Source organism: Desulfovibrio sp. ZJ369 (assembly GCF_011039085.1).
Lineage (GTDB): Bacteria > Desulfobacterota > Desulfovibrionia > Desulfovibrionales > Desulfovibrionaceae > Desulfovibrio.
This window is the reverse complement of record NZ_JAAKEI010000015.1, coordinates 35,001-53,616: the sequence shown is the minus strand read 5'-3', so window position 1 is coordinate 53,616 and position 18,616 is coordinate 35,001. Positions and strand designations below refer to the sequence as shown.

Genomic DNA, 18,616 nt, shown 5'->3' with positions numbered 1-18,616 from the left:
CTTGCCTCGGCGCGCGGCGTGCTTATTTTCAAAAAGGCAGACTGCGCGCGCGGCTACGCTTTCGCGCCGTGAAGCGCGCAATCTGCCGGGAGAAAATCATGCAAAATACCACTGCCTCCATCGCACCGCCCAAGCGCGACATTATTTCGAGCAAAGGCTATGATCCCGAACTGCTCTATGTGGAATGCGGCCGCTGCGGCTCCCCTGTCATGTGGGAACAGGGCCGCGCCACCCATCTTCTGGAACAGGCCGGTATCGATCCGCTGGAACTGGACGCCTCCTGCCTGCTGGTCACGGACGGCTGCCCCATGTGCGGCGGCAAGGGCCATTATACGGTCCAGATTTTCCGGGTCAGCGCCGGGGCCGAGTCGCGCCGCCCCCCCTATTTCGGCAACGCCTGAGCGTGCCCCCACCATGTTCGTCATGACAAAAGCCGGCGGAGACATCCGTCGGCTTTTGCACGCAGAGACGCGGCGGCGGAGCCGCGCTGCGCTCCCGTGAAGCCTGCGGCAGAAACTTGACAAGGGGGCGACAAGTCTATAAAAGTTTATAAAAGTCTCTTCCTTAAAACGCTCTAGAGCATTTTCACTTTGAAAATGCTCTGCTGACGCGAAAGCGGCAGCCGCCGCAACGCGGCGTACATTCAGGCGAAAACCGCGTTTTTCGCCTGAATGCCACCTTTGACTTTCATAAAAAGTCAAAGGTAATCTGCTCTAAGGCTGAAATACGCTGAACTCAAAAGCCGCCGGATTTCCGGCGGCCTTTTTGCTGGCGTATGCAGTCTCACGCGGATATCCGGCCACGGCCAAAGAGAATGGCGGGAAACTTCGCGCCTGGGGGCTGTACAGCTATGCCCCGTATTTGCGGCTGATTTCCTCGCCCGCTTTTGCCACATCCTCGCGCATTTTGGCGCGGGCCGCCGCGATTTTGCGGTCCAGCTCCGGATCGGCCACGGCAAGGATCTGGGCGGCCAGCCAGGCCGCATTGCGCGCTCCGGCCTTGTCCAGCGCCACGGTGGCCACAGGAAAGCCGGGGGGCATCTGCACGGTAGAAAAAAGCGCATCCATGCCCGCCAGGCCGCCGCCGGAAACGGGAATGCCGATCACCGGCCGGGTGGTGCGCGCGGCCACGGCTCCGGCCAGATGCGCGGCCATGCCCGCGGCGCAGATAAAGACCCGCGCGCCCTGCGCCTCATAACTGCGCACCAGTTCCTCGGTGCGATCGGGCGTGCGGTGCGCCGAGCTTACGGTAAACGTATATGTAATGCCCAGGCGTTGCAAAATTTCAGCGCAGGGGCTGACTTTTTCCTCATCGGATTTGGAACCCATCAGAATGACGACTTGCGGCATACTCTCAGTCCTTGCATTTTCCATTGCTGCATTTTTCATGAACGAACATTCCGCGCGGGCAGCATTTGGCCGACATTCCGCTGGCGCATGTGACAGCGCATTGTGCCTTTAGAGCGTTTTGCTCATGAAATGAGCAAAACGCTCTACACTCTGCGGATGCGGCCCGGCAGGCGCGCAAAAAGCCCGTGGCCTGCGGCGCGGGGCACGGGCAAAAGGGAGTCTACTTCCGCTCCAGGCGGCGCATGCCCTTGTTGCCAATATCCTTGCGAAAATAGCCGTCGGGCATCCGGATTTCTTCCAGCGCCGCGTACGCGGCTTTCTGGGCTGCGGGAAGGTCATCGCCCAGGGCGGTCACGCAGAGCACCCGCCCCCCGCTGGAAATCAGCACATGATCCTTGACTGCCGTGCCGCTGTGAAAAACCTTGACCCCCGGACGGGCCTCGGCTTCGGCAATGCCCTTGATCACCAGGCCCTTGGGGTAGGCGCGCGGGTATCCTTTGGCCGTCAGCACCACGCCCAAAGCCGTCTGCCCGCTGTTGCCGATGCTGGCGGGGTCAAGCTTGCCGTTCACGCAATCCAGCATGATCTGCGCCAAATCGCCCTGCAACCGCATGAGCAGCGGCTGGCATTCCGGGTCGCCGAAACGGGCGTTGTACTCCAGAACCCTGGGCCCGTCGGCGGTTAGCATCAGCCCGGCATACAACACGCCCACAAAGGGATGGCCGTCTTTGGCCAGTTCCGCGAGGATGGGGCGGATGGTCAGATCCGCCATTTCTTCCAGACGATCGTCGGGCAGCACCGGCGCGGGGCTGTAGGCCCCCATACCGCCGGTATTGGGGCCTTGATCGTTGTCCCAGGCGGCCTTGTGATCCTGCGCGGAGGGCAGGGGCACGGCCCGCGTGCCGTCGCAGAGGCAGAGGAATGAGGCTTCCTCGCCCACCAGAAACTCCTCAAGCACCACGCGATCGCCCGCCGCGCCAAAAGCCCGCGCATTCATGATGTCGTCCACGGCCTGCAGGGCCTCCTGCGAGTCGCGGGCCACCACCACGCCCTTGCCCGCGGCCAGACCGTCAGCCTTGACGACCAGGGGCGCGCCCACCTTGACCACATGGTTTTTGGCCATTTCCGCATCGGCGAACACCGCGCTGCGGGCCGTGGGCACCTTGGCCCGAAGCATCATTTCCTTGGCAAAGGCCTTGCTGCCCTCCAGACGCGCGCAGTGCGCGTCCGGGCCGAAACAGGGGATGCCCGCCTCGCGCATGCGATCCACAATGCCCAGGGTCAGAGGCAATTCCGGGCCGGGGACCACCAGATCGATCTTTTCCTTTTGCGCCAGAGCCACCAGGCCGTCCAGATCATCCGCGGCCACGGGCACGTTGATGGCGCCTTCGCCATGCGTGCCGCCATTGCCCGGAGCAGCGAAAATTTTACTGACCCGCGGGCTTTGCCCGAGTTTCCAGACCAGGGCGTGCTCACGCCCGCCGGAGCCGATCACCAGGATGCGCACATTGCCTCCTTTGACTGCAAAAAACGGCCCTCCACAAAAACATGGAGGGCCGATTAGCATACACTAGTTGGGATTTACTTCAAAGTCGCTCATGTCCGCGGGCACATTGGGATCCGTCGCCGAGACATCCAGAGGATAGGCCACAATCATGCTCTGGCGGCTGCCGATGCCGAGATCCGGCGAGGTGTTCAGCCCCACCACCAGATCCAGGACGCCGTTGTTGTTCACATCGGCCAGATCCACTTCCGCCACGGACCCCTTGATGCGCCGGGTCTTCCATTTGAGGGCCAGGCCCACGCCGTCCCAGTACAGGGCGTGGATTTCGCCCTGCGGGAAGAAACGGTAGCGGTCAAAAAGCTGCGAAGCCGTGGAAATGGGCTTGTTGACCAGCAGCACATACTCGCCGGTGCGGCCCAGATCCGCGGCGATCAGGCGCATGGGCGCGTAATACTTGCTGGGCAGTTGATAATTGCGATCCACGCCCAGGCCGGGCATGCCCTTGTAATGATCCATACCTGTGGCCGAGCCAGAGAAGCGCTCCATGGTGGTGTGGATCAAAGTCTTGCCGTTCCCCTGGAAGACCTTCAGCCGCTCGTCGTCCGTGAGCATGACCAGTTGATCGCCCTTGCCGTCCTTGCCGCCGGGCAGCCAGGCCACATTGAAGACTGAGGCCCCGGGCGGAAGATCCAGGCGCGAGCCAAGGCTGAACTTGCTGCCGTTTTTCACCATAACGTGCACGCCGGGCGCGAAAAGCTTGAGCGAATCCCAGCCCTGGCCCACAAGCGTGGGCGTGAAGTGCGGCGGCACAGCGAGCACGCTCACGAAATAGGGGCAGCGATCCGCATATTCGCGGAAGGTATTGCCCCTGAAGCTGTAAAAATAGGAATAGGGGCGGTTGCTCTCTTCCTCAAACGTGGCGACGACCAGTTCTTTGGCGCCGTCGCGGTTCAGATCAATGGCCCGCATGGAAAAATTGGTATTGGACCTGGAAATGGAGATCTCGCCCAGTTTCTTGAGCTTGTCCTGGGGCGGCCATGTATAGATGGTCAGCTTGTGATCGCCGAGCAGCGCGATTTCATTTTTGCCGTCGCCGTTGAAATCGCCCACGGCCATGTCCACCATGTTGCCGGGCAGCCGCTGGCTGCGCAGGCGCGAGCCGTCGCTGGCCCCGGCGCCCTGGTAGCGGAATTGCGGGTTCAGGTACATCTGCTGCTGGCCCGTCTCATTGACCACGATGTCGGAACTCATGCCGCCGGCGCGGCCGCCCACAGGCGAGGTGACGCCCAGAGTGCGCGCCCCGCCCACGCCGAAGGCTTCGCTGCCCAGCGCGGCGCTCACATTCTGCACAACGCCGGTCAGGCCGCTCAACGGGCCTTGCCCGGACTTGCTCCAGATCTTGCCGGCCTTGTCCACGCAGTTGACCTCAATGGTGCACTCATTGCCCATGACGTTCACCGAACCCCAGACAGCATAGTCCGCGCCCGCAGAGCTCAGGGCCTTGCGGGCTTCAGCCTGGGAAGCGGCCTTGCCTTGCGCAACGCGCCCCTCCAGCACGCCGGGCCGGTAGAGCTTGGCCTGCATGGTGGCAGGCACGGCTTTGGAAAGGTAGGCATAGCTCTGCGGCGCATTGACCGTGAACGGCAGAATCACAAATGTTTTGGACGCGGCTTGCGCCGCCGGAGCCAGGCTCACGGCGAAGATCAGCAGGCACGCCGCGAGAGACAGTCGCATGAAAAATTTCATCCCGCACTCCTTGGGGCATTTTTCAAAAGCATGGCGGAGCTTCAGCCCGCAATCCCAGACACTATACGCATACTTGCGCCGCCGCGCAATACGTTGCATCCGCGGCGGGCATGGCTTCGCCTGCCAGAGCGTTTAGCTCATTTCATGAGCAAAACGCTCTAATTTCATCAGCAAAACGCTCTCTGCGGGCGGGGAAAAGGCGTTGCGGCCTGTTTCCGGCAAAGCCGGGCCATGTAAAAAAGCGCGCGGCGAAAAAGAGCTTGCCGCCGCGCCGCACCGGATTCTATAGTGCGCCATGCCCACATCCTTTGCCCGCTCTTTCCGCCTGGTCTGCGAGCCGCAGCGCATCCCCGCGGTGGAGGCCCTGCTGCGGGCCGAGGGGTATGACTTCGAGCCCGAGCCCTTTTCGCCCTTCTGCCGTCGGCTCTGCCATGAGCCCCGGCCCCTGGGCTCGTCAGCGGCCGCCTTTTTCGGCTACATCTATATCCAGGATCGCTCCTCCATGCTGCCGCCCCTGGCCCTGGCCCCGCAAGCGGGCGAAGCCGTGCTGGACATCTGCGCCAGTCCGGGCAGCAAAACCGGTTTTCTCGCGCAACTGACCGGGCCCGCGGGTTTTGTGCTCGCCAATGAACCCGCGCCCGCGCGCCTCGCCACGCTACGGGCCAATCTGCAGGCCTGCAACTTTCTCCAGGCCGCCACCTGCTCCTGCGGCGGCCAGGCCCTGCCTCTGCATCCCGAATCCTGGGGCGCGATTCTGCTGGATCCGCCCTGCTCGGGCTGGGGCACAGCTGAAAAGCATCCGCGCGTGCTCAAGCTCTGGCAGGGCGACAAACTCAAAAGCCTGACCGGATTGCAGCAATGCCTGCTCAAAAGCGCGGCCGCGCTGCTCAAACCCGGCGGGCGGCTGGTCTACTCCACCTGCACCACCAATGAGGCGGAAAACGAGGCTCAGGTCCGTTTCGCGGAGCAGGAACTGGGCCTTGTGCGCGAATTTCTGCCGCCTTTTCCCGGCTTTGCCTGGGAGGAGCGCCCCGGCGGCCAGGGCACGCTGCGGGTGGACGGGGCGCGCTCAGGCGCCCAGGGCTTTTACCTGGCGCTTTTGCGCAAAACGCATGCGGCCGCGCCGGGGCCGCAAGGGCGTTCCGGGCTTGCTGGGCCTGCGTCGGCCCACGCGGCTGCCCCGGACATGCGCGCGCCGGAAACGGAGCGGGAGCGCGGGCAAACACTCGCGCCCGAAATTCTGGCCGGGCCCTGCTGCGATCCGACGCTTCTGCCGCCGGGCCGGGTGGCGCTCTACGGCGAGCATGTGCGCTTCATTCCGGCCCAGGCCGCGGCGCTCCTGCCGGCGCGTCTTGTCTGGCAGGGCGCGCTGCTGGGCCGCCTGGCCGCAGGCCGCCTGAGCACAAGCCCGCGCCTGCGGGCACTGATGCCCGCGCTGCCTGATCCCGCCTCCAGCCTGGTGCTGGAAGACGTGCGGGAGATTGCCGCCCTGCTCTCCGGCCAAAGCCGACAAACCGGGCTGAGCGGCCGCGAGGCCGGGCTGTGGTGGCGCAATCTGCCCCTGGGGCGGATCGCGCTCAAGCAGGGCCGGGCCGTGGCCGCCTTTAAAGCGTTTTGCTAATGAAATCAGCAAAACGCTCTCAATAATCGTCAGAGGAGGAAAGAAATCATGCCCGGCCGGCATTGCGAAGCCGCGCGCTTCCGCCATCGGGATCGCGCCCTGGAAAGCCTTCTGCCCGATGCCAGGCTTGTGCTGGACGCCTGCGCCCTGGTGGATTTGAGCGTGGCCGAGGCCGTGGACAAAGCGCGCAAAGCCGGGCGCAGCCCTGCCTGCAAAACGGGCTGCCCTGTCTGCTGCTGCCAGCCTATCCCGGTTACGCCTCTGGAAAGCCTGGTCATTGAGGCCTGGCTTCAGCTTCATGTGCCCGTGCCCCGGCGCATGGCCCTGGCCCGGCAGTTTGAAGCCTCGGCACACCAGCCGCCGCAACTGCGCCCCTGCCCCTTTCTGGCCGAAAATGTCTGCCGGATTTATCCGCTGCGCCCTCTGGCCTGCCGCCGTTACCTGGTTCTGGATCGGCCCTGCGCGCCCGGCGAGGACCCGGCGCGCCTCCGGCCCGGCGATCTGCTGCGGCCCGACCCTGCCATGCTGACGGCCTCGCTGCTGCGCACCCTGCCCTGGTACAAAGAATGGCCCAGCTACCCCAGGCCGGTGACAAAAGCCACGGCGAGCGCCTTTTTCCACGCCGTCACCTTTGTGCTCCAGGCCCTGCCCTGGCAAAAGATGCTTGAAAAAAACGTCGATCCTGCATAAGCGCAAAAGCAGAGTACCTTTGACTTTTTATGAAAGTCAAAGGTAGCATTCAGGCGAAAAACGCGGTTTTCGCCTGAATGTACGCCGCGTTGCGGCGGCTGCCGCTTTCGCGTCAGCAGAGCATTTTCAAAGAGAAAATGCTCTAGATGTCGATCACGCGCACTTCCCCGCGGGTCTCATTGACCTTTTTGCGAAAACTCTGCCGCCGGTCCTCGCCGTCCAGCAAAGAGGCCAGCCATTCGACCGTATGCAGCACCGGGCGCTTGTCGTGCATCTTGATCAGGCAGCGGGCAATGCCGATCTTGCAGGAGGGGCAGCCCACCACCACCGGCCCCTGGCAGCCTTCTTCAAATGCTTTAGCCAGGCGGGCCTGTTTGCGCGAACGCAGCAGGTTGTAGATCTGCGGCGAGGTCATGGCCCCCATGCCCGATTCGCCGCAGCAGCCGGGGTTAAGGCTGATTGCACGGCCGCTGAACTCCGCCAGAGCCTTGACCAGTTGTTTCTGACCCTTGATTTTATGCACGTCCGCCCATTCGCAGTGGCAGGCCCCATGATAGATCAGGCTGCCGCCCCCTTCGGTTCCGGCCGCGCCGGGCAGGATTGCGTTTTTATCCAGCAGGGGCAGCACAAGCTGGCTCACATCCCGCCGCCGCAGTTCCGGGAACTGCTCTTCAAGATGCAGACGTTCCAGGCCGTCGCGGCAGGAGCCGCAGGCCGAAACCAGATATCCGCACGCAAAGCCCTGCTTGGCCAGATTGCGCAGCATGGCCGCCAGATACTGGCGATTCCGGGCCAGATTGTCTTCAAAAGCCGTATCCATGCCCGCGGCCAGCAACGGATAGCCGCAGCAGAGATGCCGGGGCGGCACAGCCACGGCGAAACCGGCCTTGAGCATAAGCATGATCGAGGACATGCCGATGCGATCGTAAAAGAGCGCGCCCCCGCAGCCCGGAAAATAGAGCGCGCAGGGCATGTTGGCCTGAGGCTCGCCGGGCGTGAAGAGCGAGCCTCTGTGCAGCTTGAGCGCCTCGTACAGATTGGTGTAGCCCATCTTGGGCCCGCGCCCGGAAAAGAGTGGATTTTGCATCCGCTTTTTCCAGATCTCCGGCACAAAGCCCAGAGCCTTGTTCTGCATCTTCTGGCCCAGGGAAGCCATTTTGGCGGCCTTGGGCGCGCGGCGCGCAACGTCGCCCGCCAGCCATTCCAGGGCCCGCTCCTTGAGCGGGTGGCCGCCCGCTCCTTCGTGCGCCAGCATGGCGCGCAGGCTCAGGGCCACTTCGCCGGAAGGGATCTTCACCGGGCAGTTGGCCATGCAACGCCCGCAGGCCGTGCAGTGCTCCACCAGATCACGCAGCCATTTGAGCAGGCGCTCGTCAATGCGGCCCTTGTTGACCTGAGAATAATAAACCGCCTCCAGCAGCATGCCCAGCACCATGTTTTTGTTGCGGGGATGGTACTGCATGGAGCGTTCGGGATAGCACATGGCGCAGACCTGCTTGCACTTGCCGCAACGCGTGCAGATCTGAATGGCCGTGAGCAGGCTGATCAGGGTTTCCTTGTCCGGCAGGCCGCTCTCGCGGATGTCGCGGATCAGACGGTTGAAGGAAAAGGTAAAGGGGCGCACCGGCAGCTCGCGGTGCACCAGTTTGGCCGGGTTCATCACGTCGCGGGGATCCACGCGCTCTTTAAAGGCGCGCAGGGCATCCATTTTGTCCTTGCCGAAAAAAGCGATCTTGGTGATGCCGATGCCGTGCTCGCCTGAAACCTCGCCCCCCATTTCCTGACATTCGGCCATGACCCGCGCCGCTGTTTCCTCGGCCTCCTCCAGCATGTGCGCGTCGTTGGAATTGACCGGAATATTCACATGACAGTTGCCGTCGCCCGCGTGCATGTGGCTGGCCACCACAATGCGGCTGGCCTCCATGTACTCGCGGATCTTGCCGATTTTTCCGGCCAGATGGGGATATTTTTCGGCCAGTTGCGCCAGAAAGGCCTCGGCCCGCGCGGTCATTTCGCTGTCCGAAAGATCCGTGGCCGTCACGTCGCCGGACGCCGCCCTGGAAGCCTGGGAAAACTCGCGGTTGAAATCCTTGTCCTCCAGGGGAAAGCCCGGCAGGCGGCCCACTTCCTGCAAGGCGTAGCGATAGGCCGCGGCAGTGCACTCCAGGTTGAGCTGTTCCAGAAAGAGCGCGAAATCCGGGATGCGCTCCATGGGGATGACCACGTCCTCATTGAGTTTGAAGCCCGAAGTACGCCTGGCAATGGCCGAGAGACGGTGGCGATCCTCCCAGAAGCGCTCGGCCTCCTTGTCGTCCCGGGCCACGATGATGTCCACGTTGTCCTGCTTCTCCACCACGCAGACGATGTCGCCCACGCATTTATCCAGCAGATAGGGGTCGTCGCCGTCGGCCTGGAGAATGATCACGGAAATGGGCAGGCCCTCGTACTTTTCGGACTTGCGCCTGTATTCAATGGCCTGCACATATTTGGCGTTGAATTCCTCCAGGGCCGAAAGATGGGCGTAGTCCCCCTCCTGCCGGATGCGGTTGCGCAATTCCACCAGCTCGCGCACCACCACGGCCGCCGGGTGCATGGAGCGGCCGAAAAATTCCAGAACCATGACCCGGCTGTGTCGCGGTTTTTTGTGGATGATGAAACAGGCCTCGGTGATGATGCCGTCCACGCCTTCCTTCTGCATACCGGGCAGGCCGCCCAGGGCTTTGTTGGTCACGTCCTTGCCCAGGCCGGGCAGGCGGATCTCGTCGCCGCGCAGGTGCACCACGTTGCGCACGCCGCCGCTGACGTCCTTGACCGCAAAGACGGCCGTTTCATCGGGCAGGATCTTGTGGCGGGGATGATTTTCGCGCTCCACAGTGATGATTTCGCCGGTTGGCGTGACCATCCGCCACCAGAGCAGGTTGTCCAGGGTGGTGCCGTATTCAAAGGCGCTGGGACCGCCCGCGTTTTCCGAGACATTGCCGCCGATGGACGAGGCCTGCTTGGAGGCCGGATCAACAGTAAAGAGCGCGCCCGCCGCATCCACGGCGTTGATCACGTCCTGGGTGATGGCTCCGGCCTGGCAGGTGACCGTCATCTGTTCCAAATCAATGGGGCCGATGCCGGTCAGGCGGGTCAGGCTGACAATCAGGGTGCGCTTGCGCGCGGGCACGGCCCCGCCGGTCATGCCCGAACCGCCGCCGCGCGGGATCAGCGCGAACTTCATGTCATTGGCCAGCCTGACCAGCCCGGCAACCTGCTCGGTGGTATCCGGCTCCACCACCAGCAGCGGCAGCTCCATGCGCAGATCCGTGGCGTCCGTGGCCGTCTCCACCAGGGCGGATGGCTCCGTGAGGATACATTCCTCCGGCAGGTGGCGGCGCAGGGCGTCAATGAGCCTGCCCCGGAATTCGGCCTCCGCCTCATAGGCGGACCAGAACATGGTGATGCCCTCGCCGATGGCCGTGGCATAATAATGCGCCAAGGCCACGGATTCCCGCTCGAAGCTCTCGCGCACGCTGCCGCGCACGGTATCGGCGTCGATAAAGGGATTATAGGCCACCAAAAAGAGCTCCTCGGCAATGGCAATGGCCAGATTGCGCACGGATTCGGGCCATTCCGCGAAATCGTCGATATTGATCTTCAGGATGCGGTTAACCACATAATCGGGCGAAATGGAAATATGCGGACCCTTATGGGGCATGATCATCTACCTCAATATGCTGCGGATGGCTGTCGTGAGTATACGGGGAATCGTGGGGGAAGCTTTTGATTTACGTTTTCCGGGCGTCAATGGCAAGCAGAGGATGGTGAGGGAGATTTCACTTTTAGAGCGTTTTGCTCATGAAAGCAGCAAAACGCTCTGGCAGGGCGGAACCATGCCCGCCGCGCGCGTCAGTCGTTGGCGGCTGTGCCGCCGTACGGATGACGGCAGCAGAGACAGGCGCAGGCGCAAGGCAAACATTGGACGAAGCTGTATTGAACATACCGCAAGGTCAATGTTGGCCCTGCAACGCCGCCGGACGTAAAAAAGCGGCTTTGCATGGCTTGATGAGGGCTGACCCCAGGCTGAGCGTTGTTATTCTTCCAGCCAGGAATCGTCTTCCAGCACTTTATAGCCGCGCACCGTAAGGTAGAACACGCCGTCCGCCTCTTCCAGCAGGCCGGTGGCCTCCACGGGCACGCTGACCTCGTCGTCCAGGTCCACCCCGGCGCCCCTGGGCATCACGCGATATTCCACATCGTCCTGCACCACCGCCACGCGGGCCTGGCGGCCGTCCAGCTCGCGCGGCACTGCCGTCACATAGCCTTTGACAACAATAGGGCTCTTGTTCATACGCTCTGACATCGCCTCTGTAGAGCAGATTGGTTTGCAACGCCCCCTGGGCAAGGCCTGGAGCGCGGCTCTGCAACACCGGAGCATTGTCACAGCATCAACGCTCCGCACGGTTTTTTTTGCCTATAGCCTCTTTTCGCCAGTGAGGCAAGCGGCAAGGGACGATATTGCTGCAATCACGGGCCATACGAGCTTTTCCCCATGACTGCCCGCCGGGCGGCTTCCGGAATTCGCTTTCCGCTTTAGAGCATTTTTTGATTGAAAATGAATATCTTCAATCAAAAAATGCTCTAAAGCCGATACTTTTTGATCAACTCATACCAATGGCCGCGCGAGATTCCGGCCATGCTCGCGGCCCGGCGCACATCGCCCGCGCTTACGGCCATAACCCGCCGCACATATTCCTCTTCGGCCTGCGCTTTCCAGGCCCGCAGGCTGGGCAGTTCCGCTTTTTCCGTGAGCCCGGCGCCAAGCCCGCTGTTGTACCCCGGCATTTCGTCGCGCACCGGCGCTTCCTGCGCCCGGCCGTTGTCCACGCGGCGTCTGGCCACAGCCACCCGCATCTGCGTGGGCAAATGCTGCGGCAAAATCAGATCCCCTTGCCCCGCTGCAAGGCAGGCCCGTTCCAGGGCGTGGATCAACTCGCGCACATTGCCGGGCCAGGGATACTCCAGGAGCATGTCCAGCACAGGCTCGGCCAGGGCCTTTTCGGGCAGGTCATTGCGCAGGCAAAAGCCGGTCACGGCCTGCCGGGCCAGAGCCGGGATTTCGTCCCGCCGCTCGCGCAGCGGCGGCACCACAATGGTAATGCCCTGGAGGCGGTAGAGCAGATCGCCCCGGAACTGGCCCGTGCGCGCCATGGTTTCCAGATCCCTGTTGGTGGCTGCCACCAGGCGAAAATTGCTGTCCACTTCCTGCACCTCGCCCACCGGCCGGAAGCGCCGCAATTCCAGAGCCCGTAAAAAAGCGCCCTGCATGGCCAGCGGCAGATCGCCCACTTCGTCCAGAAAAAGCGTGCCCTTGTGGGCAGCCAGCAAAAGCCCTTCGCGGGCTCGCTCCGCGCCGGTGAACGCGCCCCGGCTGTGCCCGAAGAGATGGCTTTCCACCAGTGTTTCCGGCAGGGAGGCACAATCCACGGTCACAAAAGGTTGCGCCGCGCGGCTGCTGTTGCGGAAAAGCGCCCTGGCGAACAGTTCCTTGCCCACCCCGGTTTCGCCCAGAATGAGCACGTTGACCTCACTCTGGGCAGCCTGCGCCAAATGCTTCAGGGCCTGGCTCATGCCCGGACTTGAGCCCAGGATGTGGCCGCTGTCCACTTGCAGCGCTTCCGGGCCGGGCGTTCGCCCCTGGCGAAAGGCCAGAATATGCCGCAATGATTGCTCAATATCGCGGATTTGCAGGGGTTTGGTCAGAAACTCCCAGGCTCCGGAGCGCAACGCGGCCTCGGCGGCGTCGCCGTCGCCGCGTCCGGTGACGATCACCACGTCCGGCACGCCCGGCAATTGCGCGAACTCCCGTTGAAACTCCAGCCCGTTGCCGTCCGGCAGCCAGACGTCCAGCAGAACCACGTCAGCCCCCTGGCGACCCAGGCTGAGCCCTTCCCTGAGCGTGGACGCCGCAAGCACATCATGCCCCATGCGCTTGCAGACCACTGCAACCATGGTGCGCATCAGCGCCTCATCGTCCACCACCAGTATGCGCGCCACTATGTTCTCCCGCCCTGGCGCGCCGTTGCCCGGCCATGCCCTTGCGCTCTTTGCCGCGGGCTTTCAGAACTGTTCACCGTTGCCTCCTCCTTGCCCCTGCTCAAGCTCATGCAGCAGGGCCAGTGCCTCGCTTACTGCTGCCTGCAACTCATCTGCCGCTGCCGCAAGGCTTGCGGATGCGGCTTTTCCCGTCCTGGCCGCAGCCTGTTGCAGGCGCACAAGCCGCAGGGTTGCGGCCGAATTTTTGCAGGAATGCGCCAGCCGCCTGATGGTCATGACTTCCCCGGCCGCAACGGCTGCGCGCAGTTGCGCGGCCGTTTCACGCAAATCCACGCGCAAAACCGCAAGCAAGTGCTCCAGCAACTCCCGGTCATTATCCACGGCCGCCAAAGCCGCCTCCCGATCCCAGACGGGGAGCGCGTTCGCGGCAGACTCGGCATCCTCAGGCTGATCCTGCTTGCGCGGCTGTTTGCCGCCGTCTTCGTGTGCCCCGGATTCTTTTGCCGGCTTGGGATCCAGCAGACTTTCCAGCTCGCTGCGAAGTCTGGCGAAACTCACCGGCTTGAGCAGAATGCCGTCCGGCTTGAGGCGGCGGCAGCGCTCCTGATCAGCGGCGTCCAGAGCCGCGGTATATATGATCACCCGCTGGTTCGGGGCCACCCCGGCCAAACCCTGCCGGATGCGCCTCAGAACTTCCAGCCCGTCCGGCCCGGGCATGCGCGCATCCAGCAGCACCAGATCCCACGGGCCTTCAGCCAGAGCGGCCAGGGTGGCCGCGCCATCAGCGGTCATACGCGTGTGCGCGCCCTCGCCCTGCAAGACGTGCTCCAAAAAAGAACGGCTGGTCGCGTTGTCCTCGGCCGCCAGGATCCGCCGCCCGCGCAACAGGCCCGCGGATCGCGCGTCCCCTTTGCCTGCCGTATGCCCAGTGGCCGCATTTTCCTTGCGCTGCGCCGTGTTTTGCCGCAGCACCACTTCCAGCACAAAGCAGGCGCCCGGCCCGGGCCTGGTATCGACCCGCACATCCCCGCCCATGCGCCGGGCAATGGTGCGCGCGATATTCAGGCCCAGGCCCGTGCCCGGTTCGCCGCCTGCGCGCGAACCGCGCTGAAAGCTCTCAAAAATCCGCTCCCTTTCCTCAAGTTGCAGGCCGGGGCCGCTGTCCTGCACGCTGATTTGCAAGGTGAGACGGCTATGGCGCGTATTCCCGGCCCGTACAGTGACCCGCACTTCGCCCTGCTCCGTAAACTTGACCGCATTGCTGATCAGGTTGCCGAGAGCCTGGCGCAGCCGAAAGGCATCGCCAAGCAGATCATCGGGCAGATCATCGGGCACGCTCAGCCTGAGCTCAATGTTCCTGGCCTCGGCGGCCGGGCGGTAAATATCCAGGCATTGCGCAAGCGTTTCGCGCAGGCCGAAAGCCTTTTCCCGCAAGGTGAGGCCGCCCTGCTCCAGAGCGGCATGATCGCTTATGTCGCTGACCATTTCCAGCAAAGCGCCGCCTGCCTGCGTCAGATACCGCAGGGCGCGCTTGTTTTCCCGGGGCGAAGCTCCGCCTTTGAGCAACAGCTCGCTCATGCCCAGGATCGCTGTGAGCGGCGTGCGCATGTCATGGCTTAAACGCGCCATGAACGCGCTCTTCATCCGGCTTGTCTCCTCAGCCTGCCAGCGCCGCTGGGCCAGATTGAGCGTCAGGCCGCCGATGCCCAGAACGCCGGTCAGGCCCAGCAGGACATAGACCAGGCGCATATTGCGTTCCTGCCTTGCGGCGTTGCGGAAATACGGTTCCGCCTCCTGGCTCACGCTGATGCCGCCGAGCACTTCCCCTTCCTGGCTGTCGGCATGGCAGCGCAGGCAGCTTTTCTGGGCGATGAGCACGGACAAGAACCGCAAACGCCGCTGCCCGTTGGCGTCCGGGGGACTGAAAATTTCCACGCGCCCTTCGGCGCATTGGGTGATGGCCTCCTTTTCCCATGCGTCGGACTGATTTTCCGGGCGCAGAGGCCTGTTGCTGATCACCGCGATGCGGATGCCCGGCTGACTGTTGCTCTCAGCCAGTTGCCGACTCATATAGGCCGGATTCACGAGCACCAGGGTGCGCCCGTCAACGGTTTGCAGGGTGCGCTTCCTGACGGGCAGCCAGGGGTTGGGCTTGTCGTACGCGCTTTCCGGCACATAAACGCCGCCGTGAACCGCGTTCCAGTTGCGCGCGTCCAGATGCTGTTGGGCCACAGTGGCCAGGCGGGTGTGCTCAAGCTCCAGGCGATGGGCTTCTTCCACCTGCGCGGCATGCCTGTAGAGGCCCACAGTCAGGCCCAGCCAGAGCAGGCAGGCAAGCACGGGCAGCCAGAGCACATGGAGAGAGCGGCTTCCAAAAAGCTGTTGCATGACATCTCCGGAAGGCGGCATGGGCCCGCTGCTGTCTGTTTTTTCTGATTTTTTGTCTGTTTTTTCTGAATCCTGCAAGTGCGATATTGATAATCATTATAAAAATCTTTCAAACCAGCTGACTCTTATGAATATCTTTTTTTTACGCTCCCTGGCATGTTTCTTGATTCACAAAGTCGATACTGCCGTCATGGGGGCGGCACGTTCTGGAGTGAGTGAAGGAGGCTTTTTATGGGAACACCCCGCAATGGACCCTGGCTCAAATGGTTGTTGGGCGGCGTTGCGGCGGGCGCGGCGCTTTTCGGCGTGCTGGCCTATGCCATGACGGCAACGGATCAGCGCCCGTTCTGCGCCAGTTGTCATATCATGCAGGAGGCGGCGGTGACCCACAAAATGGGCACGCACGGCGACCGATCCTGCAATGAATGTCACGCCCCGCACAATCTGCTGGCCAAACTGCCCTTCAAGGCGCAGGAGGGCCTGCGCGACTTCATGGGCAACCTGGCGGGCAATGACGTGCCTTATCCGGCCAGCGCGAGCACCCGCGACGTGGTCAACGAGAACTGCAAGGCCTGTCATGCCAGGACAAATGTCACTGTGGCCAGCATGGACGCCAAACCGTATTGCGTGGATTGTCACCGCAATGTGGCCCACATGCGCCAAAAGCCCATCAGCACAAGGACGGTAGCGTATGAATAAGCGGATCTTGAGCCTGGCGGTCGCCGCCTCGGCGCTGTTGGGAGCGGCGCTGCTCAGCGGCTGCGACGATGTTTCGACGACATTGAAGGCCCCGACCTATAAAACCGGCATCAAGGAAGACGAAACGCGCATCTCGGCGTTCAAGGCCGAGTTTCCCTCGCAGCACGCCTCGTATCAGAAAAACAACGAATCCGAGGTGATGACCGAGTACAAGGGCTCCGTGCCCTACCGCAAGAATGACAACGTGAATCCTCTGCCCAAGGGCTTCAAACATGCCCAGCCCTATCTGAAAAATCTCTGGCTGGGCTACCCGTTCATGTACGAATACAACGAAGCCCGCGGCCATACCTACGCGGTGGAGGACTTTGTGCATATCGACCGCCTCAACCGCTGGGGCGCGGACGGCAAGGGCAAGATGCCGGCCACCTGCTGGAACTGCAAGACGCCCAAAATGATGACCTGGATCAAGGAATACGGCGACAAGTTCTGGTCCATGGATGTCAACACCTTCCGCGGCAAGGACAAGATCGACGCCATGGACGAAACCATCGGCTGCGCCAACTGCCATAATCCCGCCACGATGGAGCTGCGCCTCTATTCCGAGCCGCTCAAGGACTGGCTGAAGCGCTCCGGCCAGGACTGGGCCAAACTGTCCCGCAATGAAAAGCGCAGTCTGGTCTGCGCCCAGTGCCATGTGGAATACTACTTCACCCACAAGGACAACGGCCCGGCCGCGCGTCCTGTCTTTCCCTGGGACAATGGCATGAACCCCGAGGACATGTACCAGTACTACAAGGGTCACGGCAAGAAGGACGCCGCCGGCAAGCCGGGTCCCTTTGTGGATTTTGTGCATGGCGCTTCCAAGGTGGGCATCATCAAGATGCAGCATCCCGACTACGAAATGTTCCAGGACGGCCCGCACGGCGCGGCCGGGGTTTCCTGCGCGGACTGTCACATGCAGTATCAGCGCGAGGACGGCAAAAAGGTTTCCAGCCATTGGATGACCTCGCCCATGAAGGACAAGGAAATGCGCGCCTGCCGCCAGTGCCATGCGGACAAGACGGCCGACTATCTGCGCGAGCGCGTGCTTTACACCCAGAAGAAGTCCTTTGACCAGCTGCTCAAGGCCCAGGACCTCTCTGTCAAGGCGCATGAGGCTGTGCGCCTGGCCAGCAATTACACGGGCGAACGAGCGCCCGACTACGACGCCCTGATGGCTGAAGCCCGCGAGATGGTGCGCAAGGGCCAGCTCTTCTGGGATTACGTCTCGGCCGAGAACAGCGTGGGCTTCCACAATCCGGCCAAGACCCTGGATACCCTGATGACCTCTGCCGAATGCAGCCAGAAGGCCGTTGATCTGGCCTCGCAGGCCACGCAGTACGGCATTGCTCCGGCCCTTGCCGGCGACATCAAAAAGATCGTGCCGCCCATTCTGGAGATGAGCCGCAAGCTGCAACAGGACCCCGAACACCTGAAGACCAATCCCTGGCTTCAGTTGCTGCCTGTTTTGCCCAAGGCCGACGCGGCGTGGGACGGACAGGAACGGCTGACCTCGACAAAATAAACTCAGGCAAGCTGCAAGGCTTTTCCGTGAGTGAAGCCCCCGCTATGCGGGGGCTTTTTTTCAACAAATTCTTTTTGGACTGCGGAGGTACGCATATATTGACTGGTATAACCATCATCAGTACATTTTTTGCCTTAAGTTTTCAGGCAGAAAGCCGTATATACCGAAAGAAGCGGCGTTACCCAAAGTTTAATATAATGCAAAAAATTTTCTATACTTTATTGAGAAAGTATATGCCTGGTACATATGTCAGACATTACATTTTCGCGCGCATATGCGTTCTGGGGTTGTTCTTTCTCCTCTTGCTTTCAGGCTGCGGACTGCTCAAACCGGCCGGCAACGGCCCTACCCCGGTCAAGGCGCAAAAAGTCGTTCATACCGCATATGCCCAGATGGGCAAGAAATACCGCCTTGGGGGAGCGTCCCCGCAAAAGGGCTTCGATTGCTCGGGGCTGATCTGGTGGGTTTATCGCCAGAACGGCCTCAAGGTGCCCAGAATCACGACCGAACAAGCGAAAGCCGGTCATGCGGTTCCCAAAAATCGGGCCAGGCCCGGCGATATTGTGGTTTTCCGTACAGGGCAAAGCCCGCGCGGCTTGCACACCGGCATTTACGCCGGTGGCAATGCTTTTATTCACAGCCCTCGCCGCGGGGAGCGCGTGCGTATGGAAAGCATGAACATACCCTATTGGCGCAAAAAACTGATCGCTGTGCGCCGGGTCGTTTACTGAATTGGCGATTCTCTGGTATTCTTATATGATCTTGAAGGCTTGCGCGAAAATTGGCGCAAGCCTTTTTTCGCAACACCGCAGCTTGCTATTACAGTTTTTTGGGAGTATCTCTAAAATCAATAGCAACGCGACCTGCGCCAACGGAGAGCCTTTCCTGGCGATACCCGAAAAAGCAGGCTGCGTGAGACTATACTTTGCCGTTTTGCATCAGCCGTTGCGTATGCGTTTTGCCTTCCCATGGTTTGTGCCAAGCGCCGGATCGCATACTATTTGCGGTCCGGCGCA

14 protein-coding genes are annotated in these 18,616 nt (G+C 62.1%); 7 read left to right on the top strand and 7 right to left on the bottom strand.

The window, feature by feature from the left end:
• Positions 1 to 98 precede the first annotated feature (98 nt).
• Positions 99 to 401 (top strand): hypothetical protein, encoded by a 303-nt coding sequence (locus G7Y51_RS07065; RefSeq protein WP_165175933.1) that lies wholly within the window; start codon positions 99 to 101, stop codon positions 399 to 401.
• 447 nt (positions 402 to 848) lie between these two features.
• Here G7Y51_RS07065 and purE read toward each other — a convergent pair whose 3' ends face one another.
• From purE to G7Y51_RS07050, 3 genes are all read right to left on the bottom strand, one after another.
• Positions 849 to 1,349 (bottom strand): 5-(carboxyamino)imidazole ribonucleotide mutase, encoded by a 501-nt coding sequence (gene purE, locus G7Y51_RS07060; RefSeq protein WP_165175931.1) that lies wholly within the window; start codon positions 1,347 to 1,349, stop codon positions 849 to 851.
• A 220-nt stretch (positions 1,350 to 1,569) separates the two neighbouring features.
• A complete protein-coding gene (gene purD / locus G7Y51_RS07055) occupies positions 1,570 to 2,856 on the bottom strand; it encodes a phosphoribosylamine--glycine ligase (RefSeq protein ID WP_165175929.1) in 1,287 nt (428 codons plus the stop codon).
• Positions 2,857 to 2,919: 63 nt separating this feature from the next.
• A complete protein-coding gene (locus G7Y51_RS07050; RefSeq protein WP_165175927.1) occupies positions 2,920 to 4,599 on the bottom strand; it encodes a VCBS repeat-containing protein in 1,680 nt (559 codons plus the stop codon).
• A gap of 295 nt (positions 4,600 to 4,894) precedes the next feature.
• Between G7Y51_RS07050 and G7Y51_RS07045 the strand changes: the two genes are divergently transcribed.
• Entirely contained in the window at positions 4,895 to 6,220 is a 1,326-nt protein-coding gene (locus G7Y51_RS07045) for an RsmB/NOP family class I SAM-dependent RNA methyltransferase (RefSeq protein WP_165175925.1), read from the top strand.
• 48 nt (positions 6,221 to 6,268) lie between these two features.
• On the top strand, positions 6,269 to 6,910 hold the full coding sequence (locus tag G7Y51_RS07040; RefSeq protein WP_165175923.1) for a YkgJ family cysteine cluster protein: 642 nt from the start codon (positions 6,269 to 6,271) through the stop codon (positions 6,908 to 6,910).
• A gap of 142 nt (positions 6,911 to 7,052) precedes the next feature.
• On the opposite strand, the gene G7Y51_RS07035 is transcribed toward G7Y51_RS07040, so the two are convergent.
• Positions 7,053 to 10,610: an FAD-binding and (Fe-S)-binding domain-containing protein gene (locus G7Y51_RS07035; protein WP_165175921.1), complete on the bottom strand. Its 3,558-nt coding sequence runs from the start codon at positions 10,608 to 10,610 to the stop codon at positions 7,053 to 7,055.
• Between G7Y51_RS07035 and G7Y51_RS07030 the strand changes: the two genes are divergently transcribed.
• The gene (locus G7Y51_RS07030; RefSeq protein ID WP_165175919.1) at positions 10,609 to 10,935 is read left to right on the top strand and encodes a hypothetical protein; all 327 of its coding nucleotides are present in this window, start codon (positions 10,609 to 10,611) and stop codon (positions 10,933 to 10,935) included. The two genes, G7Y51_RS07035 and G7Y51_RS07030, sit on opposite strands and share 2 nt — an antisense overlap.
• A gap of 50 nt (positions 10,936 to 10,985) precedes the next feature.
• On the opposite strand, the gene G7Y51_RS07025 is transcribed toward G7Y51_RS07030, so the two are convergent.
• The 3 genes from G7Y51_RS07025 to G7Y51_RS07015 form a co-directional block, all read right to left on the bottom strand.
• The gene (locus G7Y51_RS07025) at positions 10,986 to 11,243 is read right to left on the bottom strand and encodes a hypothetical protein (protein ID WP_165069940.1); all 258 of its coding nucleotides are present in this window, start codon (positions 11,241 to 11,243) and stop codon (positions 10,986 to 10,988) included.
• Between the two features lie 290 nt (positions 11,244 to 11,533).
• A complete protein-coding gene (locus G7Y51_RS07020; protein ID WP_165175917.1) occupies positions 11,534 to 12,949 on the bottom strand; it encodes a sigma-54 dependent transcriptional regulator in 1,416 nt (471 codons plus the stop codon).
• Positions 12,950 to 13,012: 63 nt separating this feature from the next.
• Entirely contained in the window at positions 13,013 to 15,337 is a 2,325-nt protein-coding gene (locus tag G7Y51_RS07015; RefSeq protein ID WP_165175915.1) for an ATP-binding protein, read from the bottom strand.
• 231 nt (positions 15,338 to 15,568) lie between these two features.
• On the opposite strand from G7Y51_RS07015, the gene G7Y51_RS07010 reads away from it, so the two are divergent.
• The 3 genes from G7Y51_RS07010 to G7Y51_RS07000 are packed head-to-tail and all read left to right on the top strand — an operon-like array spanning position 15,569 to position 18,331.
• Positions 15,569 to 16,036 (top strand): NapC/NirT family cytochrome c, encoded by a 468-nt coding sequence (locus tag G7Y51_RS07010; protein WP_165175913.1) that lies wholly within the window; start codon positions 15,569 to 15,571, stop codon positions 16,034 to 16,036.
• A complete protein-coding gene (locus G7Y51_RS07005) occupies positions 16,029 to 17,600 on the top strand; it encodes an ammonia-forming cytochrome c nitrite reductase subunit c552 (RefSeq protein WP_165175911.1) in 1,572 nt (523 codons plus the stop codon). Before G7Y51_RS07010 ends, G7Y51_RS07005 begins: the two co-directional genes overlap by 8 nt.
• A gap of 26 nt (positions 17,601 to 17,626) precedes the next feature.
• Positions 17,627 to 18,331 (top strand): C40 family peptidase, encoded by a 705-nt coding sequence (locus tag G7Y51_RS07000; protein ID WP_241160165.1) that lies wholly within the window; start codon positions 17,627 to 17,629, stop codon positions 18,329 to 18,331.
• Positions 18,332 to 18,616 lie beyond the last annotated feature (285 nt).

Coding starts and splice junctions, on each gene's coding strand:
- G7Y51_RS07065 (WP_165175933.1), top strand. CDS start 99: ATGCAAAATACCACTGCCTCCATCGCACCGCCCAAGCGCGACATTATT.
- purE (WP_165175931.1), bottom strand. CDS start 1,349: ATGCCGCAAGTCGTCATTCTGATGGGTTCCAAATCCGATGAGGAAAAA.
- G7Y51_RS07050 (WP_165175927.1), bottom strand. CDS start 4,599: ATGAAATTTTTCATGCGACTGTCTCTCGCGGCGTGCCTGCTGATCTTC.
- G7Y51_RS07045 (WP_165175925.1), top strand. CDS start 4,895: ATGCCCACATCCTTTGCCCGCTCTTTCCGCCTGGTCTGCGAGCCGCAG.
- G7Y51_RS07040 (WP_165175923.1), top strand. CDS start 6,269: ATGCCCGGCCGGCATTGCGAAGCCGCGCGCTTCCGCCATCGGGATCGC.
- G7Y51_RS07030 (WP_165175919.1), top strand. CDS start 10,609: ATGATCATCTACCTCAATATGCTGCGGATGGCTGTCGTGAGTATACGG.
- G7Y51_RS07035 (WP_165175921.1), bottom strand. CDS start 10,610: ATGCCCCATAAGGGTCCGCATATTTCCATTTCGCCCGATTATGTGGTT.
- G7Y51_RS07025 (WP_165069940.1), bottom strand. CDS start 11,243: ATGAACAAGAGCCCTATTGTTGTCAAAGGCTATGTGACGGCAGTGCCG.
- G7Y51_RS07015 (WP_165175915.1), bottom strand. CDS start 15,337: ATGCAACAGCTTTTTGGAAGCCGCTCTCTCCATGTGCTCTGGCTGCCC.
- G7Y51_RS07010 (WP_165175913.1), top strand. CDS start 15,569: ATGGGAACACCCCGCAATGGACCCTGGCTCAAATGGTTGTTGGGCGGC.
- G7Y51_RS07005 (WP_165175911.1), top strand. CDS start 16,029: ATGAATAAGCGGATCTTGAGCCTGGCGGTCGCCGCCTCGGCGCTGTTG.